Origin of the sequence: Alishewanella aestuarii B11 (assembly GCF_000280055.1) — a bacterium.
GTDB lineage: Bacteria > Pseudomonadota > Gammaproteobacteria > Enterobacterales > Alteromonadaceae > Alishewanella > Alishewanella aestuarii.
Map to the genome: position 1 here is coordinate 192,338 of NZ_ALAB01000010.1, position 24,128 is coordinate 216,465.

The following is a 24,128-nucleotide window of genomic DNA, read 5'->3' on the forward strand; positions in this document are numbered from 1 at the left end:
TGCCAAAGCGGGGTCGGTATGAAACACATCGCCGTATTAGCAACCAATAACAGTATCAGCAGCGATCTCTTTGGTGTGCTGGACTTTTTTGAGTACTGTAATGTGCTGTGGCAATATCAACAGCAACACCAGGCAACGCCTTTGCTGCATTGCTACCTGGTGTCACCGGACGGCACGCCACTGCAACTGAAACAAGGGGTTAGCCTGCCGGTACAACCGCATCGCTGGCAAGAGGCTGATGCCATTATCCTGCCACCGGCTTATGCGTATAACCGTGCGCAACTGACAGCCATTGCCGCGCCATCACGCCCTTATTTAGCGGGCTTGCTTGCGGTGGCACAAAGCGGCAAGTTGATTGCGGCGAATTGCACTGGCACCTTTATTCTGGCCGCAAGCGGTTTGCTGGCGCATAAAAGGGCCACGACCAGTTGGTTTTTCAAAGACGCTTTTCAAAGCCTGTATCCGGATGTGCATTTGCAACTGAATAAATTGTTGGTGCAGGATGATAATCTGCTTACGGCCGGTGCCACCACGTCAAATATAAACCTGTGTCTGGCTATTACCGAGCGACTGGTGGGAGAACAATTTGCCCGGCAAATTGCCAAGGTCATGCTGACCGATCCTAATCGCAGCTCGCAAATTCCCTATATGGATCTCTCAATAGGCCAGCCACACAACGATCAGGTGGTTAAGCAAATACAGGCCCAGCTTAGCAAGCAACTTGCTGAACCCTTCTCACTGGATCTGCTGGCGCAGCAGTTTTATTTAACCAAACGTACTTTGCTGCGGCGGTTTAAACTGGCATTAAACGACACCCCGCTTAATTATTTGCAGCGGCTACGGGTCGAACATGCCAAGCGTTTGCTTGAAACGACCGATCAGGCTATCGAGCAAATTGTTGCCCAGGTGGGTTATGAGGATGTCAGCTCATTTCGGAAGCTCTTTGTCAGCTATACCGAGTTTACGCCGGGGCAGTATCGTCAGAAATTTAGCCAGGAAGGTCATTTCAATTGCTGTCCGGTTAGCTGAATACGCCGAGCGCAGTGCATCAAAAAACCGCTATTTTTTTTGGAGTAAGCACTATGTTGGTTGTACCTGACTCAGGCCGCCTGAGTTTTGCCTTAATAACCTTAGCTGATGCGGATCTGTTATATCAGGTCGATCAGGATGAGGAGGTCATGCGTTATATTAATGGCGGTAAGCGCAGCACTATGCAAACCATCGTTGCGGTGATGCTGCCGCGACTGGCGTTATATCACAGCCCGGCAGCAGGATTTGGGATCTGGCAAATCCGGCGTCTGGACGATCAGGCCTATCTTGGTTGGGTCTTGATCCGGCCCATGGGGTTTAACACCGAAACGCCCAGTTTAGATACCTTGGAGATCGGCTGGCGGTTACAACGGCCTTATTGGGGGCAAGGTTATGCCAGCGAGGCCGCGTTAGCCATTGCCCGGGCCGTGTTAGCGGATAAGCCGCAAATCCACTATCTTTCTGCTATTGCAATGCCGGGATAATGCCGGCTCTATCGGTGTGATGAAAAAGCTTGGCATGCAGTTTATCAAAACCTTTTTGTATCGCGATGCCCTTGGTGACGTGGACGCGGTGCTGTATCGTGTCCACCGTTCGGCGTTGCCGCAGCTAAGTTGCTAGCCCTCGGTTTCATCTTTAACGTATTTTCAGGAAGTGTTAATGACAGCGGAATTCCAGCAGCAGATCGCCAGTATCGCCTTATTGGTTGCCGACTATGATGAGGCTATCGCGTTCTATACGCAAAAGCTCGGCTTTAGCTTGCTCGAGGACACCCCTCTTGGCGGCGGTAAACGGTGGGTACGGGTTGCACCAGGCACTGCCGGTACGGCCTTGCTGCTCGCCAGGGCCAGTACGCCGGCACAATTGCAGCAGGTGGGTGATCAAGCCGCGGGCCGGGTATTTTTGTTTTTACAAACCAAGGATTTTTGGCGCGATTATCGGGAAATGCAGGCAAAGGGGGTACATTTTCACGAAGCCCCACGCGAAGAGGCCTATGGCACTGTGGTTGTGTTCTCTGATCTCTATGGCAATAAATGGGATCTGCTGCAACTGAACGCGGTTTCGGCACCCGACGTTGCCGATACAGGCCCGGCCGATTAGATAAACAGCTAAAGAATTAAGCCACCGCGCCGATATGCTGATACGCCAGGTTAAAAGCAGGGGCGCTCAGTGCAAGTACCGGCCGCTCTATCGTCACGACTAAGTTTTTCTCCGATTGTCAGCACAACCGCTGCCGGGCGAGCTTTGCCTGCTGCTGCAGTACTGCCTGACAGCAATGTTGAGCAGAGCGCCGTGGTGCCGCAACTGAGTTTGGCCAGCCGGCTTAACCAGGCTAAAGATAACGCCGCAGCGCCGGCTCAGCAGTTGTCGGACGAGCGTAAAACTCAGGCGCGCGAGCGCATCGCTGACATCAAAAAAAGACTGCATGAATTAAAGCGTTTGTTGGCATTGTTTGGCGAGCGGGCGGCAAAACCGTTATTGCAGCAGGTGCAACAGTTAAGCCGGGAGCTGGCCAGTGCAGCCAAAGATCTCAGAGCAGACAGTAACGACCCGCTTTCGGCTTTACCCAAAATGTCACTCAATAGTGCTGAGCAGCCGACACTAAGCTCAGGCACAGTAGCGATAAGCCAGCCAAGCGCCGCATCGTCAGTTGCAGTCATGGCGCAAGAGCCCACTATTAACACTGTCTCAGCTGACTCAGACAGCGAAGAAACACAGCCTATCAACTCAGGATCCCACGAGCCGCAATCGTTGGGGGTAGCCGGGCCTGCGGAACTTGCTGCCTGGCTGCAACGTGAAGCTCAGGACCCGGTGAAGCAACAAAGGCAAGCCGACAAGCAGCAACTGGACGAGGTGGTTATTGAACTTGGCAGCTTTTTCCGGCTGCTAAGCTTAATACTTGAGCGGCAGCGGCAGGAGCCGCAGGTGCAAAAACAGCAACAGCAGATAGCCGACGATTTGGAACTTACTGCCAGTATTGCTCGCGAATTGGGTTGTGCTGGCAATACCGTTCAGCTTCGGCTCCACATAACGGTATGACCTAATATTTGATACAGCCGAGATTTATCCTGCCGATTGTCAGTTTTTCTTACATAAAAATCTTAATGCAAGCACTTTAAACGCCTGGTTTTTCATTAATCAATTGTTTTTAAATGGCATTTTGCCAATGGCTTAATTCGTGCATGCGATGTGGTTCTACGTACTATGCTGAAAGCCTTTGCGGTCAATTTTTAGTACTCGAATAGTAATACTTAATCGGAATAGGTGTTCGTTATGAAAAAGTTCTACTCTGTTATTTTGTCAGCCGCAATGTGTTTTAGCATGTCAGCGAATGCAGCGATTATCGCGGTTTTCGGTAATAACTCAAATTTAAGCGTTACCAGCTTTTTGACCGCTAATGGTCACACCGTAACCAATTTTGGTAGTGCAGCCCCCACAGCAGCACAACTTGCTGGTGTTAATGCAGTAATAGCATTACGTGCAGATGGTAATGATGCAGTAAGAGATTTTGTATTGGCAGGAGGCCTGCTAATTACTGAGTGGTCTGCTGCAGAATGGACATTGGATATCGCAAATTTACTGAATGCTGATGGTGGCACTAATAGCTTTATTGGAAGTAATACGCCTGTCACTCTGACAGCTGCAGGACTCGCATTAAACCTTGGTATGGGCTTACCTAACCCATACAGCGACGGGCCAAGAACGGAATTTCAATGGACACTGAGCAACATTGGTGCCGGAGTGGATATTCTTGCAACTATTCCCGGCAACACACCGGCAATTATTGGTGGACAGTCTGGTTCTGGTTATACCCTAATTAACTCCTTGGATTGGGCTGATTCTTTTCCGGAATCTGCAAGCGCAAGTGGGACTTGGTTACTTAATGCTTTGAACTTAGTTCGGAGTGAACCTAACCCAGTACCTGCACCTGCGACACTGGTTTTATTGCTGATCGGCTTGGTAGGTATTACTGCGGCCCGTAGCAACAAGAAATAACGTAAATCGCGCCCTGCTTCATCAGGGCGCTGTTGTAGCTGACGGCTGTATCCCTAAATTGTGGAATACAGCCGTTTTAACTGCTCGATCAAAAAGCTGACTACAGGGCCATGCTGGGCACCGCGACGGAAGACCAGATCAACCGGGACTGACCAGCTAACATGGTCAAAACTCACCGGCAGGGCGTGCAGCTGGCCGTTAGTCAGTTGTGCCGCCACCATAAAGCGTGGCAGATAAGCCCAACCAACATTACGGTTAACCAGCGCCAACACCTTGCTATAGCTGGAGCACCACCAGGTTTTACTGGCAATACTCAGTAACAGCTGCGACTCGCGCTGCGCTCTGCCACGCACAGCAATCTGCCGGTGTGGTAGCAGATCTGTCAGGGAAACGCGGTTTAGCGCCGCCAGGGCATGTTCCGGATGACAGACCGCAATATAGTCGATGTGTCCGACATAGCAGAAGTCGATAGGCTTAATAGCCTCAATCTCGGAAAACATCATGCCCAAATCAAGGTTGCCCGCGGCAACCTCCAGCGCAATATCGGTCGAAGGCAACGACAGCAGCTCCAGCTCGACACTGGGAAACTGCAACTCTACCTGCTTGAGCACATCAAATACCTGAGGTAGCAACAAGCCATCATCCGCTGCGACGGTCAGTCGGGTTTCCTGCTGCTGATATATCGACTTGGCAGTATTTTCCAACTCGTTCGCCTGCACCAGTAAACCGCGGGCTAAGCGCAATAAATGCTCACCGGCGGGCGTGAGTCTGGGGTGGCGGCTGGAGCGGTCAAACAGTTCAACATTTAAATCCAGCTCCAGCGTGCTGATACTGTGACTTATTGCGGATTGCACCTTGCCCAGTTTTCTGGCGCAGGCAGAAAAGGAACCCTCATCGGCCGCACAAACAAAGATCCGTAATTGTTCCAAACTAAACATATGAAAATAATCGATGGTATCTAACTTTGTCCTTGCAGATTAACTGATAGTATTGCCGGCCTCAACTAAAACAAACGGAGGCGAGGGCATGTTAAGTTGGCTTTATCTACTGCTGGCCGGGGTTACTGAAATTGGCTGGCCAGTTGGGCTAAAACTGGCACAACAAGGGCAATATAAATTTACCGGCATTGCGATTGCGGTCGCCTTTATGGCGCTAAGTGGTACCTTGTTATTCCTGGCGCAGCGCACTATTCCGCTTGGCACTGCCTATGCGGTATGGACCGGTATCGGCGCGGCTGGCACCTTTTTGATTGGTGTCTGGTTTTTTGGGGATGCCAGCTCGCTGCTACGCTATATTGGGGTGATGCTGATTATCAGTGGGGTAGTGGTATTAAAGTTAGCCAGTTAAGATCAGAGCCGGCGTTTGATATGGTACCGGGCGGAGATGATGCCGCCCGGTACGGGGCTAAGGTGAACGTTCCTCAGGTGTAAAGTAGACGACCTGATTTCGCCCCTGAGCTTTAGCCTGATATAAAGCTTGATCGGCTTGCTGCAGTAACTCTTCGGCAGTCTGGACGTTAACGGCACAGCCGGCGATACCAAAGCTGGCACTGATGTTAAACTCAGGCTGCGTCAGCACATTAAAACTGAGTGTGCTAACAGCCTGCCGTAGTTGCTCAGCCAGTGCCAGAATGTCGGCCTCGCTTTCCGCCCTGGCCAGGATCACAAACTCTTCACCGCCCAATCTGGCGAAATAATCGGTTTGCCGCAGCCGGCCGCTAATCAACTGACTAAAGCCTTGCAGTACCTTATCGCCAGCATCGTGACCATATTGGTCGTTAATTTTTTTAAAATAATCAAGATCAATCAGGATCAGATAGAAGGCAAGCCGGTGGTCGCGTTGATACTGACGCCAACATAGCGTGAGGTGCTGCATAAAGGCCCGGCGGTTAGCGATAGTGGTTAACTCATCGGTCATTGCCTGGCTGTTTAGCTTGGCTTGTAATTGCTGCTGCTCTGTGACATCGACTACTGTACCACTTAAGCGCTTTGGCTCACCGTTCAGATCGCGTTCGGTAATAGCCCCCTCTAATTGCTGGTCTCGCCAGCTCCCATCCTGATGTTGTAAGCGCACGATCAGTTTCAACTGCGGTTTTTCGCCGAGCAGATAAGCCTGTACTTCCTGTTGTAGCCTGACTCGATCATCAGCATGGATCAGCGGGTTGAACTCAGGCAGCGGCTGTTTGCGCGGATAAGCGCCATGACCAAGATTTTGCAGCAAATGGGCATTTAGAAATAACATCTTATCGTCCAGCCGCAGATCCCAGATACCGGTTTTGGTCGCGGCGATGGCACGACGCATCAGCTCGGCATTTAAACGTGCTTCGGCAGCACTGACGGATAGGATCAAAGATACTAAGCCCAGGCTGGCCATATAAAGCCAGGTACCCATAGTCGGGTTGGCTAAAGTAGCAAAAATGCCGGCATTCAGATAGACACTATAAATAGCCAGCGATGAAAAGCACAGTACAACCCAGGATGTGACGACCAGATTGGTGCGCATGGCAATCCAGAGCAGGCAAATCATCGGTAGTAAGGTTAAGGCTACGCCAAGGCCGGTTTGGTTAAAGATAAAGACCTCTGCGCTTAGCACCAGCATCAGGCCAAGGGCCAGCAAGTTTTTAAGCTGGAACAGCACGGCGAGCTTTTGACGCTCAAAGATGAGCAAGGCCAGGCCGAAGATTAGCACGCCGGTCAGATCGCCCAAAAACCAGCTACTCCAGGCGGTAACTAAGTCGGCGGCCGGGACCCGGCCAATCCAAATCAGCAGGCTAATGCCAAATAACGCCAAAATAGCAGAGCAAGAGATAATGGCAATGGCGACAAAACGCAGCATATCGGCAACCTGCTCAAGGCGGCGGTCAAAGCCGGTTTTTTCTAGCCAGGCGCAGTGCAGAGCAATAATCAGTGCACTGCCAAGGGCTAAAATAAAAGCCTGTAGTAGAGAGAAATCGGACGCCAGCAATTGCAGACCAAGCCCGCCAATAACAATAGCTGGCCATAAATTAAGCCCCCAACGCAGCAATAGGGCAATGGCTACGCCAATCGGCGGCCAGATCAGGCTAATGCCATAGGAGAGATTCGCCAGTTGAATGCCGACATAGCCCAGCATGGCATAACTTAGTGCAAGAACAACAAAGTGATAGAGTTGGATAACTGATGATGGAGCTTGCAGAAACCGACGAACAGCCAGTTGAAACGACATCTAACCTTTCCTGAAAAGCGACTCCTGATATGCGACATCAACTTAGAGTCCGCGACTATTTTGGTCAAGTGAAATCTGCAGTTTATGTACTGGCGGCTGTAGCGGATGTGAGTACGCAGTGTTAAAAGCCCCGGACAGGCGTGAGAAAGCTGACCAAAGCGATGCTGGCTTAGGTCAGTTTCTTTTAATAAAGTTAATAGCCAATTGTCGCTAAGATCCTTTCTTGTCTGTTGCGACAACTGACGCCGGGGTATTAAAAACTATAGCGAAACGAAAAGCGCTGCTGCTGCGGGTTAGTCAGGCTTACCACGACCTTGGCGCCATCGGGCAGGCTCAGCCCGGCACTGAGTGTCGGCCCCGTTACAACCAGCGGTATGTCCTGTTTTTGACCGGCGGCAAGTACTGTAATTTTTCCCTGCCAGCCTGTTGGGTCAATCGCATCACCGTGATCTGTCAGATGCAACTCGATACTCTCGCTGTGCCGGACCAGCTCCACTGCTAAATCGTGCCGGCTTTGGATCTGACCACCGTGTTGTGCTTTGGCTTCGCCGTGGCTAAGAGCAGGCGTTGCCGGTAACAGGGTGACCATAGCCAAGACCATAGTCACGATCAGAATGCAGCTCAGTTTTTTCACAAACGTTAATCTCATCAGTTATACCTCTGTTTGCTGTTGTAACAGTTGTTCGGTTGCTGACCGGCCATACAGCCAGTAAAGCAGGGGGGTCAGTAAAATATCCAGCAGCGTAGAGCTGAGTAAGCCGCTGAAAATTACCACGGCCACCGGATACAGAATTTCCTTGCCGGGAGCTCCGGCCGATAACAGCAGTGGCAATAACGCAAAAGCCGTTACCAGCGACGTCATTATGACGGGCGCTAAACGCTCGGCGGAACCCCGGATAATCATTTCCTGACTAAAATGCTGCTGTTCATGCCGACACAGGTAAATATAGTGACTGATCTTCAGAATAGCGTTGCGTGCCGCGATGCCGGTAAGCGTAATAAAGCCAACAACCGAGGCCACGGACAGCGATAAGCCGCTTAGCCAAATCCCCAGTACACTACCCAGCAGTGCCATTGGCATGGTGCAAAACACGATGGCAGCCAAGATCCAGGACTGATAGCGCAGATACAAAACGAGTGCAATCAGCAGGAAGGAGACTAAGGCTAAAACCGCCACCAGCTGCATGGATTGCTCCTGCGCTAAAAACTGACCTTCGAGGCTGATAAAGCTGCCTGTGGGCAGGCTGAGGCTAGCCACTTGTTGCCGGATCTCGGCCAGTAAGGTTTTAACATCAGTGCTGTCGGCGTTGGCGTACACCACAATCCGACGGCGGCCATTTTCCCGCAGGATCTGATTCGGGCCGTCACTGGCACTGACTTCTGCCACTGCTGCCAGCGGCACCGGGCCAGCAGGGGTATCCAGCAACGCCCGGCGCAGCGCTTCCGGGCTACGTTCAGTGTCTGCCAGGCGTAGTACTACATCAAAACGTCTTACCCCGTCGATAATTTCCGCGACGACCTCGCCGTCAGTCAGTAGTTGTAGCTGCTCGATCGCCGCCCCGGGCGTTAAGCCGTGTTGGGCGGCGCTGCGCTGGTTAAGTTGTACCGACAGTTGCGGGATCAGCACTTGCTGTTCCACGTTAATATCAACCAGCCCAGGGATCTCAGCCAGACGTTGTCGCAGTTGCTCAGCCGTCAGGCGCAGCTCGGCTAAATCATCACCAAAGATTTTTACCGCCAGCTGCGCCCGGACACCGGATAATAAGTGATCCAGGCGGTGGGATATCGGTTGGCCGATCGCAACCTGGGCCGGCAGCACAGCGAGCTTATCCCGGATCTCTGCGAGTACGGCGTCGCGACTGCGGGCGGAAGGTGTTAAGTCGATATCGATTTCACTGGAATGCACGCCTTCGGCATGTTCATCCAGCTCTGCGCGACCGGTTCGACGGCCAACCTGGCTGACCTCCGGGATTTCTAATAGCAAGCGCTCGGCCAGTAAGCCCAGCCGGTTAGCTTCCGACAAGGCAGTGCCGGGCTGATATATTACCCCCAGCACCAGGGAGCCTTCGTTAAAGGCGGGTAAAAATGCTCTTGGCATCTGTGTCAGAGACGCCAGTGCAATCAGCACCGCGCCAGCGGTCACGGCGAGCAGGCTTTTCGCGCGCGCAAAGGCCCAACGCAGCCAACGCTGCTGCCACTGTTTCAGTTGCTGGATCAGCCAGCTATCCTGGCGCTGCAGCTCTGGCCGGCCCGGTAGCAGGTAATAGCAAAGGACAGGCGTAACGGTGATGGAGACCAGCATCGAAGCCAGGATGGCGACAATATAGGCCACACCCAGCGGGCTAAATAACCGGCCTTCAATACCCGGCAGCGCAAACAGCGGCAGGAACACCAGCACCACGATCAGCGTGGCGTACAGAATACCGGAGCGTACCTCCATGCTGGCGCGCCAAATCACGTCTAATACCGCTTCTTTACTGTCTGCGGCTCGCTGTTTCAGCCGGCGCAGCGTATTCTCAACCCCGACCACCGCATCATCGACCAGCTCACCGACAGCGATGGCCAAACCGCCAAGCGTCATCACGTTGATGGTCATGCCGAACCAACGGAACACCAGGATGGTAACGGCAAAAGACAGCGGGATCGCCAGCAGTGAAATAAAGGTGGTGCGGCTGGACAGTAAAAACACAAACAACACGATCAGCACCATAATGGCGGCATCACGCAGCGCTTCGGTGACATTACGCACTGCGGCACTGATAAAGTCTGCCTGGCGGAACAGCACTTGTGGCGCTGCCAGTCCGGCAGGTAAACCACTTTGTAGCCCCGCCAGTGCCTGCTCGATGGCGGCGGTTACCGCAACGGTATCGGCATCAGGTTGTTTTTGGATGCTGAGGATCACGGCGCTTTGGCCATTAAAGCCGGCATCACCACGTTTTACCGCGGCGGCATAGCTGACCTCTGCCAGTTGCTGTAACAAGATGGGCTGCCCGGCATGCCAGCCGACAGCCAGTAATTGCAGATCTGAGAGCTCAGTGGTCAGCGCCTGATGGCGTAACAGATATTCGCGTTGATTTAACTCCAGAAAACCGCCGCCGGCATTACGGGCAAAGCCCTGCAGCGCCGCTCTGAGATCTGCTAAGCTGACGCCGGCAGCAGCCATTTTCGGCAAATCCGGCATCACCCGGTACTGACGCACTTCGCCACCAATCGGGATCACCTGAGATACACCCGGAATAGCCTGCAGGCGCGGGCGCAGCACAAAGTCGGCATACTCGCGGGCCTGCATCGGGCCTTCTGCTACGCTGGCTTTAAGCGGCAATGCCAGCAACATAATCTCGCCCATAATAGAGGATACCGGCCCCATGACCGGCGTGAGCTGTCGCGGCAGTTGTTGCTGTGCCAGGGTCAGGCGCTCCGCCACCAGTTGCCGGTTACGGTAGATATCGGTATCCCAGTCAAATTCGACATATAACAGCGAAAGTCCGATACCGGAGGTGGAACGGATCCGGCTGACGCCGGTGACACCGCTCAGCAGGTTTTCCAGTGGAAAACTGACCAGCTGTTCCACTTCTTCCGGTGCCATACCACCGGCTTCCGTCAGGATAGTGATAACCGGCTTATTCAGATCCGGAAAGACATCGACCGGCAGCGATTTGGCGCTGAACAGGCCGTAAATTAATAGCAGCAGGGCAGCCAGCAGCACCAACAGCCGCTGCTCCAGGCTGCGGCGTACAATAATGTCAAACATGGTTCCTCCCGCTTAGCGGATCTGATTCAGCAGGTTGGCACCTTGTACCACCACGCGATTGTCCGCTCCCAAACCGGCGGTAATCAGCACCTCTGTGTCATTCAGCGGCATATAACGCACAATTTGCGGTAAAAAGCGCTCGGCACTCAGTTTGATCCAAACCTGCGGCAGATTCTGACTGCTGCTGACCACAGCGCTGGCGGGCAGGCGAATACCACTGAGCTGCCCGGCTTGCGCTACGACCAGCGTCACGGGTTGGCCGACAGCCAGTGGCGCCCGGGTTAGCTTAAACTGCAAACTGAGGCTACCCTGCTGGTACTGCCCGGTGCTGCCGATATATTCTAGCGTCGCTTGCGGCCAGCCCTGCAGATAGGCGTGCCCGATTTGATTGAGCAATGCGGGCTCAGTAGTGCGGGCATCCAGCAGTAACAGAGCCGGATCAAGGATTTCAAACAGCGGTTGCCCGGCAGCCAGCCATTGGCCGCTACTCAGTTGATGCGGCTGAATAATGCCACTTAGCGGGGCGCTAAGCACTTCTGGTTGCTCCAGGCCACCTTCTAACTGCCGGATTTGTTGTCGCAGGCTGTTCAGCTGCAACTGCAGCTGTTCCAGCTGTTGTTGCGCCACTAAATCGGACAACTGCTGCAGACGTTTCACGTCACGCTCGGTCTGGCTGGCACTGAGGCGCAGCGCAGTTAGCTCTGCCAACTGGCTGGCCTGCTCGTAAGCCGTATCCTGGTAATATAAGTAGCCAAGAATTTGCCCGGCCTGAACGCGCTGGCCGGCAACGGGCAGGCCATTTGCCGGCGGCGCTAAACGGCCGGCACTATTGGCTTGCACCAGGCCCCGGCCAGCCGGATGGCTTTGCACTACGGCATGCAGTTGCCGGGTTGGCGAGGCGGTGCTGCTAACCCCCAACTGAGTGCGGATCTCGAACAAGCGTTGCTGTGCCATCGGTAACACTACACTGCCATCCGCCTGACGGCCCAGTGGCGAATGGGGTTCGGGCGAAGTGGTTAAATGCTCGCCATCAGGGCCATGCGCCCCCGGGGCGGCACAGGCAGCGGCGGCCTGCAGCCCTGCTGCGAACAGCATGCTGAGATAAAATCGATTACGCCTCTGCATTATAACCTCCGCGCCGCACGGGTTAGACCAAACCAGTAACCGCTGCCAGCTGCCAGCGCCAGCAGAACCAGGGCGGCTAACCAGCTAGCATAGTGGCTATGTTTATGATGGTCATGCTCATGTTGATGATCATGCTCAGAGGCATGCGGGGTGGCTGTTTGGGATAGCTGAAAACTGGCCAGCAGCAGATCAGCGTGTTCCGCGGTCAAAACGGTCACTACCAGCTCATGCTGCTGCGGTTGCTGTAGCAGCTGTAACAGTGCCGGTTCGGTTATTTCATAGTAAGCGGCAGTGCTGTTGTAGCGGGCCTGAGCGGTTAGCCCGGCGCTTTCCAGCTCCAGGCTGGCATCAGCGACGGGCTGATTGCTGGCATAGTGGTGCAAATGTAGCACCAGGCGATCGTCGTAGAGTTCGGCCAGCAGTTCAAACTGCTCACTGAAAGTTTCAAAACGCGGCGCCAGCTGAGTGTTAGCGACGACGGGCCCGGTAAGGTGTTCTCCATTGGGGCCATGTGCCCCGGGTGCGGCTAACGCTGGCAAAACAGCGAGCAGCACGCTTAACAGCAAGCCGACAGTCAGCTGCTGTAGTTTAAAGCTAAACATAACAAATCCTCTGCTAAATACAGTGAAGAAAAAAATTTAATCAGCAGAGTCAGGGGCGGGGAGGCCGCCATAGCAGGTTTTGCGGTGAACGCGGCCACCAGCCGGAGAAGGTGATCAGTACCAGATCCGGACGCAAATCAAGCGCTACCTCGGGCACTGTTTGCCACAGTAATTGCGCGCTGTGACAGAGATCGGCAAACACATGCCAGCGGGCTTCGGCAGAGTTTTCCAGGCTAATTTGCTGGGCATCAGCGTGGTGCAGGTGCGCCTTACCAAGAAAATGCAGCAGGTCATGCCAGGATAAAGCCGCGCTGGTCTGATGTTGATGCTCAACGGCGATATCGGCGTTATCGTTATGCAATAGCCAGTGTCGTCCAGACAGCTGAACAAATAAGCTTAGCAATAACAGACAAACCAACGCCTGGCGAAGCATTAACTAACCCGGTGATAAGCGATAAGACGATTACTTTAGCATGGCCATTTTACTGACACAATCTATCGCTGGCTGACGACGCCCTGTCGTTTACCGTGATCTGATGGCTAACTTGGTTCATACTGCAAATAACACGCTTATAATCAAAAAATTAAAAGGAAATGGCAGCATGATTAGCCGTGGCATCTATCTGTATTGGCTGGCGCTAACGATAACCGGCTTAGTGGTACCGGCTGTTGCCGATGAAGCGGTGCCGGTGCAGGTTGCACAACCGCAACAACAAGGGCTCGCCGAGCAGCTGCAGTTAAGCGGCAGCCTGACAGCGCAGCAAAATGCCCAGTTGTCGAGCCGCACCGCCGGCCTGGTGGCTGAATTGCTGGTGGACGCCGGCACCGAGGTCAAAGCCGGGCAGCCGCTGTTAAAGTTAGATCCGGCGCTGGCTGAGCATGAATTGGCACAACAGCTTGCCGCGGTTAATGCGGCCCGGGTTATGCTAGCCGAGCGGCAACGGCTGGTGGCTGAAGCGGAACAACTAACCACGCAACAACTGTTTCCGCAAACCGAGCTGGCAATTCGGCGCGCCCAATTAGCCGAGGCCGAAGCCTTGCTGCAACAAGCCAATGCCCGGTTAGCGCAGCAACGGGAAATTATCAACCGGCATACGTTAACCGCACCTTTTGCCGGTGTGATCGCACGGCGCGATACTGATCTGGGCGAGTGGTTAGCATTAGGCGCACCGGTGTTTCAGCTGGTCAGTTTATCGCCGTTGTTACTGGATATTCAGGTGCCGCAAGAATATTTTGCCAATCTTGCTAATTTGCGCCGCATCGAGGTGCGCTCGGATCTGGCGCCGCAGCAGGTGCTGAGCGGCCGGTTACTGGCCACAGTGCCGGTGGGCGACAGCAATGCCCGTAGTTTTCTGGCCCGCCTTGAGGTCACCACTGCCGATACTCCGTTACTACCCGGCACCTCAGCCCGGGCGACCTTATATTTTGAACGTGAAGACAGCCAGGTGCTGGTGGTGCCACCCGATGCACTGTTACGTCATCCGGATGGTAACTTCAGCGTTTTTGCGATCCGCAACAATCAGGCTGAACGCTTTAATGTGCAGCTTGGCCGCAGCAGTGAGCGCGGTGTGGAAATCTTATCAGGCTTACCTGCCGGTTTACCGGTGGTGGTGCGGGGTAATGAGACCTTGCGCGCTGGCCAGCAGGTACGGATCCTGAATCCTACGCCAGCTGGCGCCAATCGTCAGGGAGCAAACTGATGCTGGATGCAGGTATTCGTCGCGGTACCATCCTGACGGTAGCCGTATTAATGGTTTGTGTACTGGGGATAGTGGCAGCGCTGCGTATACCGGTGCAAATGATCCCTGATCTGGAAGTACGCACTATCAGTGTGGTAACCGGTTGGCCCGGGGCGACGCCGCAGGATGTCGAAAAAGAGATCCTGATTGAGCAGGAGCGGTATTTACGCACCCTGCCAAATCTGAAACGCATGGTGTCACGCGCCAGTACCGGCTCGGCGCAAATTGAGCTGGAATTCCCCTTTGGCGTCGATGTGAATGAAGCGCTGATCCGGGTCAGCAATGCGTTAAGTCAGGTTTCCTCCTATCCGGAAAATGTCGATCAGCCGCGGCTGTTCAGCAGTTCTTTTTCCAATAACGCCTTTATGTACTTCCGACTGATGCCACTGGCCGGTAATCCACTGAACCTTGATATGGATATGCTGCGCGACTATGCGGAGGATTTTGTCCGACCGCAGATGGAGCGGGTACCCGGGGTATCGGAAGTCGGGGTAAGTGGTGGTGCCGAGCGGCAAATCCAGATCTTGGTCGATCCGGCGCGCCTGGCGCAGCGTGGCATTAGTTTAACCCAGGTGCGCGATATGATCCGTGCCCGCAACCGTGACAGCTCAGCGGGGGATATTGATAGCGGTAAAAGGCGCTATTTGTTGCGGGTGGTCGGGCGTTTTGAACAACTGTCTGAGCTGGAAAATCTGATCCTGACACAGCAGGGCAATAATCAGGTGCGTCTGAAAGATGTAGCAACTTTGGTGCTGGATCACTTTGAAGTGCGGGAGTTGTCGTTTGCTGATGGTGAGCAAACACTCGGCCTGTCGGTGCGGCGCGAACCGGGCTCAAATGTCATTGCTATTAAAGAGGCGATGTTACAGGTTGTGGCACAGATTAACCGCGATATGCTGGCCAGCAATGGTTTGCAACTGATGTTAATCAGCGATGATGTGCGCTATGTCGAAGACTCTATTAGCAATGTTTGGGTTAACCTGGCGCTGGGGGCCGCGCTGGCTACCGGGGTGATGTATCTGTTTTTACGCTCGGGCAGCGCAACCCTGGTTGGCGTGATTGGCGTGCCAATCTGTACTATTGCTGCCTTTATTGGTTTGCTCGCCTTTGGCCGTACCATTAATGTGATTTCACTGGCCGGTATTGCCTTCGCGATAGGTATGACGCTGGATAACACCATCGTGGTGCTGGAGAGTATCGAGCAGGCGAAGCAGCGTGGTTTAGACCGGATCGAGGCCGCGATCCGCGGCGTGCGTGATGTCTGGCCGGCGGTGCTGGCCTCCACTTTGACTACCGTGCTGGTTTTTATGCCCATTTTGTTTATTGAGCAGGAAGCCGGTCAACTGTATTCCGATATCGCCATTGCCATTGCGGCGGCGATTATTGCTTCTATGCTGGTAGCGGTCTTTGTGGTACCGCCAGCGATTGCCCGCTTAGGGTTTCGCAGTAACGGCAGCAGCACGACCCTGCAGGGTGCTGCTGCCCCACCAAGCGCTAACGGCCTGATCCTGCCGTTGCTGGCAAAGCTGTTGCACTCGACACTGGCACGACGGTTAGTTTTAAGCCTGACGGTCATTCTGACACTGGGTGCGGCCTGGTTATTTATGCCACCCGCTGAATATTTACCTGAAGGTGAGGAACCGAAAGCCTTTTCATCAATGATTGCACCGCCCGGTTATAACTTATCGGAAATGGCACAGATCGCGGAGGAGCTAAAAGCCATCTTAACCGCTCAGGTTAATGCCGATCCGGCTGCCTTTGACCGGGGTGACACGGCGATGCCGCCGCTAAAGTACTATTCATTAAGTGTCTCTGTTGGTCGGATCCGGGTGTTAAGTGAGCCGGTACGACCACAGGATATTACACCGATGATGGATGCGATGACGGCATTATTCCGCCAGTATCCGGGAATGCGGGCGTTTTCATCACGTGGGTCGATTATCAGTAGCAATGACGGTGGTACCCGGGCGGTTGCGCTGGATATTTCCGGGCCGGATTTAGCGAGTTTATATGCCACTGCCGATGCGGCCTATGTTGCAGCCGGCGACTTGTTTGACCGGCCACAACTTAACTCGGAGCCGGCTTCGTTGTCACTGGATCAGCCGCTGATAGAAATCCGGCCGAATTGGCAGCGCCTGGCTGAGCTGAATTTTAGTGCCGCCGACTTTGGCTACGCGGTGTCGGCATTGAGTGATGGCGCCTTTGTCGATGAGTTCTTTTTAGCCGATGATAAGGTGGATATCTTTTTATTCAGTCAGGCCGGTGCCGGGCAGAGCCTGGCGCAACTGGAGCAAACGCCGGTGTTAACCCCCTCGGGGGCGGTGTTACCGCTAAGTAGCCTGGCGGAACTGGTTGAAGTGGCGGATAGCGATACGTTGCGGCGGGTAGATGGCCGTCGTACGGTGACGTTGTATATTATCCCGCCGCGCTCGGTGGCGTTAGAAACCGCAGTGGACAGGGTGCGACAACAGTTAGTACCGGCATTACAGCAGCAGGGGGCTATCGCGCCCGGCGTAATGCTGGATATTTCCGGTGCGTCGGATCAACTGGATGAAACCAAAGCCGCATTAAGCAGTCATTTCCTGATTGCCGTGGTGCTGATTTATTTACTGCTGGTGGCAATTTTCAGCCACTGGGGTTATCCGCTGTTCATCCTGGCGACAGTGCCACTCGGGTTAGCGGGGGCTTTGGTCGGGCTGGTTGGGATTAATGGCATCAGCGGTCTGCTCTCAACTATCGGCCTGGGCGGTTTTTATCAGCCTTTTGATATGATTACCATGCTGGGCTTCCTGATCCTGCTGGGTACAGTGGTGAATAACCCGATCCTGATTGTCGATCAAAGCCGGCATAATTTACAGCTCCCCGGCGTGTCTGTTACTGAGGCGGTGCTGCAAGCGGTAGCGACCCGCTTAAAGCCGATTTTAATGTCAACCACAACCACGGTGTTTGGTCTGGCGCCTCTGGTATTGCTGCCAGGCGAGGGCACCGAACTGTATCGTGGAGTTGGGATTATCGTATTATGCGGTTTAATCTTTTCAACGCTGATTAGCTTAACTTTCTTGCCGGCATTGTTAGTATCGGTGTTACAGCTGCGTCAGCGGTTCGCCCGTTAACTTGCAACTATTTTTGTCGGGCTGGGGCTGTAGCGCCCTCGCTTTTAGCCTTGGCCTTGATATACTGCGCGGGTCGAGGCAAAACGGAGTGTTGTAACCAACCTGTATGACTTTATTAATCGCTTTTGTGGTGTTATCCATTGCGGTATCTTTTATCTGCTCCATTTTGGAAGCAGCCCTGTTATCCATCACCCCCAGCTATATCGCCCAGCAAAAGCTGGTGCAGCCCAAGCGCTACGAAAAATTAAAACAGCTGAAAGAGCAAATTGACCAGCCGCTGGCGGCGATTTTGACGCTGAATACCGTGGCGCATACTGTGGGTGCAACCGGTGTCGGCGCTCAGGTCACGATTGTCTTTGGCGACGGCTACCTGGGCATCGCGTCAGCGGTGATGACCTTATTGATTCTGGTATTGTCAGAAATTCTGCCTAAAACCATTGGTGCCCGCTACTGGCCAAGTTTGGTGCCGGTATTGCCTGCCATGTTGAACACCATGATATTGCTGCTAAAGCCCTTTATCTGGATGTCAGACCAAATAATGAAATTATTCGGTGGCGGCCAGCATGAGCATGATTTACGGCAAGAGATTAAAGCTCTGACCATTTTAGGCCGTGAGCTGAATAAACTCGACGAAGACGAACAGCGGGTAATTGGCAATATTCTGGATCTGCACGATATTAAAGTGCGGGACATTATGACGCCGCGCACCGTCTGTGAGTATGCTAAACCGGATGAGCCGCTGGCCGAGCTGGTGGAACGGGTTAAGAAAGATCAGTATTCCCGCTACCCGGTACTGGATCAGGAAGAAGCACCACTGGGTATCGTATTTCGTTACGATATGCTGGAGTTTGAGGAAGGCCAAACTGCGGCTGATATTATGAAGCCGGTAAAAATTATTCCGGATAAACTCAGTGTGGAACAGCTGATGTCGCAGTTAATCCGCGAGCGGCAGCATTTGGCGCTGGTTTACGATGAATATGGTAGCTGGATGGGTTTGGTAACTATGGAGGATGTGATTGAAGCCATTATCGGCCAGCCGATTATGGATGAAACCGATGATATCCCTAATATGCGCCGTTTTGCCAAGCGCCGCTGGGAGCATAAGCAGAAACAACTGGAAGATATAAAATCCTGATGTTGCTGCTCAGGCAGAGCCTGAGCAGCATTGAGGTTTCAGGCTAATCAAATCCAAAGTCGCAGCCCCATAACTGATCCCACCCTCCAGGCTGCTACTGGCTTTACTGCGGCACAGATATCCACCATAGCTGGCTGCCGAGCCCAGAGTAAAAATACCCAACTCGCTGATTTGACCAGCGCTGTTATTCTGCAGCAGTTCGCCATGTTTTAGGCTAAAGACATTTTCACGGCGAATGTTAGCATTAATCGGCGCCATCAGCAGATCGGCGCTGTCATAGTGCTGATAGCGTTGCCAGCCTTGCGCGTAGCGCGCCACATTGCCACCGCCTTCTTGTTGAGTCTTGTACCAGTAGCCGGCGGCTAGTTTGGCGCGGACTGCCTCCGCTGTTAAGTCGGCAACGGCAAAGCTGGGCACGATGAGTTGTTGCAGCAGCTGCAATTGTGCCGGGCTAAGTCCAAAGCGCTGAGCGAGCTGTTGCCGCCCGCTAGGCTGCTGCAGCAAGAGTCCCAGTTGATGCTGTAACCATTTGCTGCCGCTTAACTGTCCTGCCAGATTAGGGCATTGCAGCAGATTCGTGTGCTCAAGACTCGTCCGAAATGCCCAGTAATCAGCTGCCTGTGGCAGTGGGTTATAGCCGGTGCGCCAGTACAATAAGCTTACCCGCCGTCCATCTGTCAGATAGAAACCTTTGTCTCCCCGCATCTGGCCTTGTTGTAACTGGTTTAGGGTCAGCCGTTCGGTCGCCACGCCGTGCTGGCGGACGGCTTCAGTGAGCAATTGCTGATCAAAGATATTTTGCTCCTGTTCCGCGATGACCATAACCAATAACGCGGGCTGTCCGGCAGCATTGGCAATAGCGGCTTCTGCTAACAGCTTTGCCTGAGCGGCCAATGCCGGATTATCGACATAAGGCAGTGGCAATAAGGGCGCCAATAGTTGTTGATAGCGTGCACTAAGGGGGCCCATGCCGGCGGCAATCGGATTAGATTCGACCCAACGCCATCCGCCTGCAGTTAACAGCAAATCATGCCGGCTTAAGTTGAGATTCCGGCTGGTTAAGCGAGCTGGCTCTATCGCAGACAAGGTTCGCCAGATCTCGCCTGGCACTGATGCCGAGTCTTGAAGTGCCCGGGTTTGTTGCAGTAACCAACAGGGATCACCAGCGATCCTTTCCAGCAAACGTCCAAGTAGCGTAGCCGCTGTCCTTGCCTGTTGCCACTGCGAGCTACAGAGTTGCCAAGGCGTCAGTGAAACCGGCGCCGGTACAAAACCCTTGGCCTGTTGCAAACCCAGGCGGGCGTTAATCAGCAAAGGTTGCAGTGTAGTAGCCAGTTGCTGAGGTGTGGCGATTGTTCGCAGCGACTGTGCCATCACAGACTCCTTACCGGTAACAGCAGATCAATAGCAATACCGGTGCTGCAGGCAGTAACAAGTACCACGCCAATAAACGCCAGGAGCAAGGGCCATTGAAAGATCTTTTTCAGGATAATCAGCTCCGGCAGGCTGGCTCCGGCACCACCAATAGTCAGCGCCATGACGCTGCCGTAGCTCATCCCTTTACCCACTAAACTGAGGGCCAGCGGGATCATTGAACTGGCGCGAACGTACAAGGGTATGCCAATCAGAGCAGCCAGCGGGATCAGATACAGGCTATTGGTGCCACTTAAGCCGGCAAAAAAATCAGCCGGAACGTAGCCGTGGATCACCGCACCCGCCAGTACACCAAGTATTAAATGTGGCAGAAAGCTGCGGGTATCTTTAATTGCCCGCAGCCATAAGTGGCTCCAGTACTGCCATGACCAATACTTTATCGCTACTGTGGTCTGGGAGCTATTACAGCAAGACTGCTCTGCTGCAGGTAGCCTAACGTAACGGGAAAAGCCCAGTTGTGATAACAGCAGGCCAGACAAGACCGCAATACTAAGCACGCCCGTTGCGTATAGCAGAGTGAGTTTGGCGCCAAACACGGAAAACAGCAGGGCAACCAGGATTGGATTAAGCAAGGGGGAGGTGAGTAAGAAAGTCATCACCGGGCCAAAGGCTGCATTGGCACGCAGCATACCGACTAACATCGGCAGAGTGGAGCAGCTGCAAAAGGGTGTAATAGCGCCCAGGGCAGCGGCGGTAAAGTAACCTTTGCCACCGGCTAATAAGGCCTGGATCCGCTGTGCCGGAAAGCGATCCTGCAGCTGGTACACCAGCATACTAATCAAGACAAAGAGTATCAGCAGCTCGCTAAGGGTACCGATAAAAAATTGCACACTGGCATAAAACGCATCTGACATAAAACCTCCACAGGTTAGTTAGCACACACAGATATTTCCGTGATTATGGAAATATAATATTTCGACAAAAATGGAAGTGTCAAATGATATTTCTAAGTTTGTGGAAATTATTTCGGGAGGGCGTTACACTAGCGCTGTTAGCAACTCAGGACCTGGAGTAAAGATGAGTCTGGAATTGGAGCAGGCTGCAGCGCAGTTGGCAGAATTGGGGCATCCAACCCGATTAGGCATTTTTCGGATTTTGGTGCGTGCTGGTCATCAGGGCGTTGCGGTTGGCGAGATCCAGCAGGCTTTAGATATTCCAAATTCAACGCTGTCACATCATTTAAGCCGGATGACCAAAGTCGGTTTAATGGCACAACGCCGGGATGGCCGCACCTTATATTGCAGTTTGCTCTTTAACAACGTCGAGACCTTGTTAGCATTTTTATATGATGAGTGTTGCCTCGGTTTGCCCTCGGCTTCAGCTTCACAAAGCAGTTGTTGTGACTAATACTGGCTAGCACCGCTGTAAAAAGTGGCGATAGACGGTAGCACTTTGCTTTGGGATCTCCAGCATCGGTAAATGACCAATACCGGCAAAAACCTGCAGTTGGAGTTGCGGTAGCTGTTGCTGCCAAAGTGCTGCAGCACTGATATCGATCAGTTGGTCTTCTTCGCCCCAACATAATAAAACCGGTACTTTAATCTGCGCCAGCTCTGCCGCTGTTAAGCGGGCATCGAAAAAATCAGCAAAGATAGCAGCAAGTAATGCCCGTTGTCTTTGGTAGCGGCAGGCAATGCCTTTTAGCATCAGCTGTGGAATATAGGGTGGCCTGGCCATCGACAGGGCGTAGAATCGCGTAAAGTCGGCAAAATCTAACTGTAAAAACGGGTTTAAGCCCTGGCGTACCTGCTGCTCCAACTGACTTGGCGTAGCAGAGCTAAGCCCGGCTGGGTCCTGAAGCGCCAGGGAGAGCACCTGCTCCGGATAGCGGCTGGCAAAGACGGTGGCTAAAAAACCGCCCATCGAATTCCCAATCAGATGCACCTGCGACAGGTGCAGCGTCGCCAACAATAATGCCAGTCGCTCTGCTTGCCTTGGCATACTATGATCGGCATCAGCGGCAAAGGGTGTTTCACCATGACCAGGTAAGTCTGGGATCAGTAACTGATAGTGACGCCGCAGCTGACGGGCAAAACGCAGCCAGATACTTTTATCGGCGCTAAAACCGTGCAGCAATACCAGCGTTGGTTTACCGGGGTTGGCATACCAGTAATAGTCGATGGTTAGCTCGCCAATATCAGCTTGCCTGCGGCGCAGGCCATAGCAGTATGCTTCGGCAGCCATGTTTTGTTGATACAACCATAATCCGAATTGTGCCTGACGGCTGCAGCAAGGGCTGGCTGATGATGTCGTGCTGTGACTAAAGTCCATTTTTCTGCCAGGTGTCTAACGGATGAAAACCCACTGTAGCCGGTCAGTCGCCAGAGGTAAAGCGTTGAAGTACCGCCGGTTAAACCGGCGGTAGAGGTTGCAGAATTAGTTAGATGGTAACACCACAGTATCTAGCACATGGATCACACCATTACTGGTCTCTATGTCGGTGGCGATAACTTTGGCGCCGTTAACAAAGACATTGCCGTCTTTCACTTCAATGTTAAGATCCTGCCCCTGTACGGTCTTGGCTGATGTCAGATTAACCACGTCAGCGGCCATCACTTTACCGGCTACCACATGGTAAGTCAGAACATTGGTCAGTGCAGCTTTGTCCGCAACCAGCGCGTTCAAATCAGCCGCCGGGATCTTGGCGAAGGCGTCATCATTTGGGGCGAACACAGTGAACGGGCCTTTGCCTTTTAAAGTATCAACCAGCTCAGCCGCTTGCACTGCAGTGACCAGTGTAGTGAAGCTACCTGCAGCTACAGCGGTATCAACGATGTCGGCTTTTGCTTTGTGGTTGTGTGCCTGAACAGTAAACAGTAATGAGCCGGCAAAGAGTGAGCAAACAAACAGGTGTGACAGTTTCATAACGTTTCCTTTTTCAACTTAGGTTGGGTTTGGGCGCGGCAACGCTGATGCTCGCGCCTGGTTCCAGTGATAAAACGCCTGTTGTTGAAAAAAGGATCAGATTTATAATTTTTCGGAACATGTAAACTGGATGAAAAGCATGTGCGTAAGCAGGCATCGCTTGAATACAATCACTTCACTCAAAGCAAAATGATGTAGGTTCAACGCCTATTTTTTTACAGCGCTCCAGTACCAGTCTGACCAGTATGCAGTGCTTAATCCCGCTTAATACAGACAAAAAGCGCATTACCAGCGTGCTGATCCCAGACTTGGATCCGCTGATAGTCGTGTGCAAGGATCTGAATATCGAAGTAGGGGCTGAGAAGTTCAGCGAGCTCGGTAAAGCTTACTGCAACCATCGGATGTTCGTCCTGCCAGTATTCTTGCTCCAGCTTTGTGGTCTTGCTGATCTTAAGTTTCAGCGCTTGTTGCTCACCCGAACCACTGTAGTACCAGGCAGAGGCAAAATCAAAACGGGCGTTTTGATAATAAGTGCTATGACTTACCGCACTGAGATTACAGATCTTAGTTTTGTCTACGGCGTTAAAGCAGAAGATGCCGCCCGGTGTTAACGCGTGATAAACCCGGGCAATACAGTCAGCCAGCAGTTCCAGAGTACCGGTATAGTGAATGGAATATAAAAAGCAGGTTATTAAATCAACAGGTTGCACAAGTTCAAACCGGCACATATCACCTAACAGGAACTTCGCCTCGGGGCAGCGCGCTCTGGCCAGTGTTAGCATCGGTTGATTTAAGTCTAATCCTTGACACTGAAAACCCGCATCAATGAAATGCCGGATATGCGGCCCGGTACCACAGGCCAGATCCAGATGCTGCAAGCCGGCATTGCCAAACAGTTGTTGTAGGCGGATGATGCCCTGGCTTTGCTGCAAATAGTTAATATCGCAGCACATTAGGTCATAATAGCCCGACAGATCGGTGTAAAGTGCGTTAGTAGCCTGCATATTGAGCATCGGGCAGCAAAAGGTGGCGCATTTTATAGCAGTTTTACGCAACTGCGAAATAAAACTCTGCATGGTTCGACCAAACAGGTAGTACCGGTACCGGAGTGCTGTGGAAAAAGTGGTCAGACCC

Annotated in this window: 22 protein-coding genes; 10 read left to right on the top strand and 12 right to left on the bottom strand. The window is 53.0% G+C overall.

Annotated elements, in window-relative coordinates:
* The first annotated feature begins 18 nt into the window (after positions 1 to 18).
* The 5 genes from AEST_RS05880 (at position 19) to AEST_RS05900 (ending at position 4,026) form a co-directional block, all read left to right on the top strand.
* Positions 19 to 1,029 (top strand): GlxA family transcriptional regulator, encoded by a 1,011-nt coding sequence (locus AEST_RS05880; protein ID WP_008607721.1) that lies wholly within the window; start codon positions 19 to 21, stop codon positions 1,027 to 1,029.
* Between the two features lie 53 nt (positions 1,030 to 1,082).
* Positions 1,083 to 1,514 carry a GNAT family N-acetyltransferase gene (locus tag AEST_RS05885; protein ID WP_008607723.1) on the top strand — a complete coding sequence of 144 codons (432 nt, stop codon included), beginning with the start codon at positions 1,083 to 1,085 and terminating at the stop codon, positions 1,512 to 1,514.
* A gap of 175 nt (positions 1,515 to 1,689) precedes the next feature.
* Positions 1,690 to 2,130 carry a VOC family protein gene (locus AEST_RS05890; protein ID WP_008607725.1) on the top strand — a complete coding sequence of 147 codons (441 nt, stop codon included), beginning with the start codon at positions 1,690 to 1,692 and terminating at the stop codon, positions 2,128 to 2,130.
* A 144-nt stretch (positions 2,131 to 2,274) separates the two neighbouring features.
* On the top strand, positions 2,275 to 3,069 hold the full coding sequence (locus AEST_RS05895) for a hypothetical protein (RefSeq protein ID WP_039925168.1): 795 nt from the start codon (positions 2,275 to 2,277) through the stop codon (positions 3,067 to 3,069).
* A 234-nt stretch (positions 3,070 to 3,303) separates the two neighbouring features.
* Positions 3,304 to 4,026 (top strand): PEP-CTERM sorting domain-containing protein, encoded by a 723-nt coding sequence (locus tag AEST_RS05900; RefSeq protein ID WP_008607727.1) that lies wholly within the window; start codon positions 3,304 to 3,306, stop codon positions 4,024 to 4,026.
* Between the two features lie 53 nt (positions 4,027 to 4,079).
* Here the strand turns inward: AEST_RS05900 and AEST_RS05905 are convergent, their stop codons facing one another.
* Positions 4,080 to 4,964, bottom strand: a complete 885-nt coding sequence (locus tag AEST_RS05905; protein WP_008607729.1) for a LysR family transcriptional regulator — start codon at positions 4,962 to 4,964, stop codon at positions 4,080 to 4,082.
* A gap of 88 nt (positions 4,965 to 5,052) precedes the next feature.
* Between AEST_RS05905 and AEST_RS05910 the strand changes: the two genes are divergently transcribed.
* Complete coding sequence (locus tag AEST_RS05910) at positions 5,053 to 5,373, top strand: DMT family transporter (RefSeq protein ID WP_008607730.1); 321 nt, start codon at positions 5,053 to 5,055, stop codon at positions 5,371 to 5,373.
* 57 nt (positions 5,374 to 5,430) lie between these two features.
* Here the strand turns inward: AEST_RS05910 and AEST_RS05915 are convergent, their stop codons facing one another.
* From AEST_RS05915 to AEST_RS05940, 6 genes are all read right to left on the bottom strand, one after another.
* A complete protein-coding gene (locus AEST_RS05915) occupies positions 5,431 to 7,230 on the bottom strand; it encodes a sensor domain-containing diguanylate cyclase (RefSeq protein WP_008607731.1) in 1,800 nt (599 codons plus the stop codon).
* A 253-nt stretch (positions 7,231 to 7,483) separates the two neighbouring features.
* Positions 7,484 to 7,879, bottom strand: a complete 396-nt coding sequence (locus tag AEST_RS05920; protein ID WP_039925169.1) for a hypothetical protein — start codon at positions 7,877 to 7,879, stop codon at positions 7,484 to 7,486.
* Between the two features lie 3 nt (positions 7,880 to 7,882).
* Positions 7,883 to 10,981: an efflux RND transporter permease subunit gene (locus tag AEST_RS05925; protein WP_008607733.1), complete on the bottom strand. Its 3,099-nt coding sequence runs from the start codon at positions 10,979 to 10,981 to the stop codon at positions 7,883 to 7,885.
* A gap of 12 nt (positions 10,982 to 10,993) precedes the next feature.
* Positions 10,994 to 12,106 (bottom strand): efflux RND transporter periplasmic adaptor subunit, encoded by a 1,113-nt coding sequence (locus AEST_RS05930; protein WP_008607734.1) that lies wholly within the window; start codon positions 12,104 to 12,106, stop codon positions 10,994 to 10,996.
* On the bottom strand, positions 12,106 to 12,708 hold the full coding sequence (locus tag AEST_RS05935) for a hypothetical protein (RefSeq protein WP_008607735.1): 603 nt from the start codon (positions 12,706 to 12,708) through the stop codon (positions 12,106 to 12,108). Before AEST_RS05935 ends, AEST_RS05930 begins: the two co-directional genes overlap by 1 nt.
* 49 nt (positions 12,709 to 12,757) lie before the next feature.
* Positions 12,758 to 13,141, bottom strand: coding sequence for a hypothetical protein (locus tag AEST_RS05940; RefSeq protein WP_008607736.1), 384 nt, complete (start codon positions 13,139 to 13,141; stop codon positions 12,758 to 12,760).
* Between the two features lie 169 nt (positions 13,142 to 13,310).
* On the opposite strand from AEST_RS05940, the gene AEST_RS05945 reads away from it, so the two are divergent.
* The 3 genes from AEST_RS05945 (at position 13,311) to AEST_RS05955 (ending at position 18,695) form a co-directional block, all read left to right on the top strand.
* Positions 13,311 to 14,408 carry an efflux RND transporter periplasmic adaptor subunit gene (locus AEST_RS05945; protein ID WP_008607737.1) on the top strand — a complete coding sequence of 366 codons (1,098 nt, stop codon included), beginning with the start codon at positions 13,311 to 13,313 and terminating at the stop codon, positions 14,406 to 14,408.
* Positions 14,408 to 17,560, top strand: coding sequence for an efflux RND transporter permease subunit (locus tag AEST_RS05950; RefSeq protein ID WP_008607738.1), 3,153 nt, complete (start codon positions 14,408 to 14,410; stop codon positions 17,558 to 17,560). Before AEST_RS05945 ends, AEST_RS05950 begins: the two co-directional genes overlap by 1 nt.
* 106 nt (positions 17,561 to 17,666) lie before the next feature.
* Positions 17,667 to 18,695 carry a CNNM domain-containing protein gene (locus AEST_RS05955; protein WP_008607739.1) on the top strand — a complete coding sequence of 343 codons (1,029 nt, stop codon included), beginning with the start codon at positions 17,667 to 17,669 and terminating at the stop codon, positions 18,693 to 18,695.
* A 9-nt stretch (positions 18,696 to 18,704) separates the two neighbouring features.
* Here the strand turns inward: AEST_RS05955 and AEST_RS05960 are convergent, their stop codons facing one another.
* The gene (locus AEST_RS05960) at positions 18,705 to 20,069 is read right to left on the bottom strand and encodes a glutathione synthase (RefSeq protein WP_008607740.1); all 1,365 of its coding nucleotides are present in this window, start codon (positions 20,067 to 20,069) and stop codon (positions 18,705 to 18,707) included.
* Entirely contained in the window at positions 20,069 to 20,983 is a 915-nt protein-coding gene (locus AEST_RS05965) for a permease (protein WP_008607742.1), read from the bottom strand. Before AEST_RS05965 ends, AEST_RS05960 begins: the two co-directional genes overlap by 1 nt.
* A 163-nt stretch (positions 20,984 to 21,146) precedes the next feature.
* Here AEST_RS05965 and AEST_RS05970 point away from each other — a divergent pair, with 163 nt between their 5' ends.
* The gene (locus AEST_RS05970; RefSeq protein WP_008607744.1) at positions 21,147 to 21,476 is read left to right on the top strand and encodes an ArsR/SmtB family transcription factor; all 330 of its coding nucleotides are present in this window, start codon (positions 21,147 to 21,149) and stop codon (positions 21,474 to 21,476) included.
* A 6-nt stretch (positions 21,477 to 21,482) separates the two neighbouring features.
* Here the strand turns inward: AEST_RS05970 and AEST_RS05975 are convergent, their stop codons facing one another.
* From AEST_RS05975 to AEST_RS05985, 3 genes are all read right to left on the bottom strand, one after another.
* On the bottom strand, positions 21,483 to 22,328 hold the full coding sequence (locus AEST_RS05975; protein WP_238534561.1) for an alpha/beta fold hydrolase: 846 nt from the start codon (positions 22,326 to 22,328) through the stop codon (positions 21,483 to 21,485).
* 177 nt (positions 22,329 to 22,505) lie between these two features.
* Complete coding sequence (locus AEST_RS05980) at positions 22,506 to 22,994, bottom strand: fasciclin domain-containing protein (RefSeq protein ID WP_008607746.1); 489 nt, start codon at positions 22,992 to 22,994, stop codon at positions 22,506 to 22,508.
* A 254-nt stretch (positions 22,995 to 23,248) separates the two neighbouring features.
* Positions 23,249 to 24,070, bottom strand: a complete 822-nt coding sequence (locus AEST_RS05985; protein WP_008607747.1) for a class I SAM-dependent DNA methyltransferase — start codon at positions 24,068 to 24,070, stop codon at positions 23,249 to 23,251.
* Positions 24,071 to 24,128 lie beyond the last annotated feature (58 nt).

Coding starts and splice junctions, on each gene's coding strand:
- AEST_RS05880 (WP_008607721.1), top strand. CDS start 19: ATGAAACACATCGCCGTATTAGCAACCAATAACAGTATCAGCAGCGAT.
- AEST_RS05885 (WP_008607723.1), top strand. CDS start 1,083: ATGTTGGTTGTACCTGACTCAGGCCGCCTGAGTTTTGCCTTAATAACC.
- AEST_RS05890 (WP_008607725.1), top strand. CDS start 1,690: ATGACAGCGGAATTCCAGCAGCAGATCGCCAGTATCGCCTTATTGGTT.
- AEST_RS05900 (WP_008607727.1), top strand. CDS start 3,304: ATGAAAAAGTTCTACTCTGTTATTTTGTCAGCCGCAATGTGTTTTAGC.
- AEST_RS05905 (WP_008607729.1), bottom strand. CDS start 4,964: ATGTTTAGTTTGGAACAATTACGGATCTTTGTTTGTGCGGCCGATGAG.
- AEST_RS05910 (WP_008607730.1), top strand. CDS start 5,053: ATGTTAAGTTGGCTTTATCTACTGCTGGCCGGGGTTACTGAAATTGGC.
- AEST_RS05915 (WP_008607731.1), bottom strand. CDS start 7,230: ATGTCGTTTCAACTGGCTGTTCGTCGGTTTCTGCAAGCTCCATCATCA.
- AEST_RS05920 (WP_039925169.1), bottom strand. CDS start 7,879: ATGAGATTAACGTTTGTGAAAAAACTGAGCTGCATTCTGATCGTGACT.
- AEST_RS05925 (WP_008607733.1), bottom strand. CDS start 10,981: ATGTTTGACATTATTGTACGCCGCAGCCTGGAGCAGCGGCTGTTGGTG.
- AEST_RS05930 (WP_008607734.1), bottom strand. CDS start 12,106: ATGCAGAGGCGTAATCGATTTTATCTCAGCATGCTGTTCGCAGCAGGG.
- AEST_RS05935 (WP_008607735.1), bottom strand. CDS start 12,708: ATGTTTAGCTTTAAACTACAGCAGCTGACTGTCGGCTTGCTGTTAAGC.
- AEST_RS05940 (WP_008607736.1), bottom strand. CDS start 13,141: ATGCTTCGCCAGGCGTTGGTTTGTCTGTTATTGCTAAGCTTATTTGTT.
- AEST_RS05945 (WP_008607737.1), top strand. CDS start 13,311: ATGATTAGCCGTGGCATCTATCTGTATTGGCTGGCGCTAACGATAACC.
- AEST_RS05950 (WP_008607738.1), top strand. CDS start 14,408: ATGCTGGATGCAGGTATTCGTCGCGGTACCATCCTGACGGTAGCCGTA.
- AEST_RS05955 (WP_008607739.1), top strand. CDS start 17,667: ATGACTTTATTAATCGCTTTTGTGGTGTTATCCATTGCGGTATCTTTT.
- AEST_RS05960 (WP_008607740.1), bottom strand. CDS start 20,069: ATGGCACAGTCGCTGCGAACAATCGCCACACCTCAGCAACTGGCTACT.
- AEST_RS05965 (WP_008607742.1), bottom strand. CDS start 20,983: ATGTCAGATGCGTTTTATGCCAGTGTGCAATTTTTTATCGGTACCCTT.
- AEST_RS05970 (WP_008607744.1), top strand. CDS start 21,147: ATGAGTCTGGAATTGGAGCAGGCTGCAGCGCAGTTGGCAGAATTGGGG.
- AEST_RS05980 (WP_008607746.1), bottom strand. CDS start 22,994: ATGAAACTGTCACACCTGTTTGTTTGCTCACTCTTTGCCGGCTCATTA.
- AEST_RS05985 (WP_008607747.1), bottom strand. CDS start 24,070: ATGCAGAGTTTTATTTCGCAGTTGCGTAAAACTGCTATAAAATGCGCC.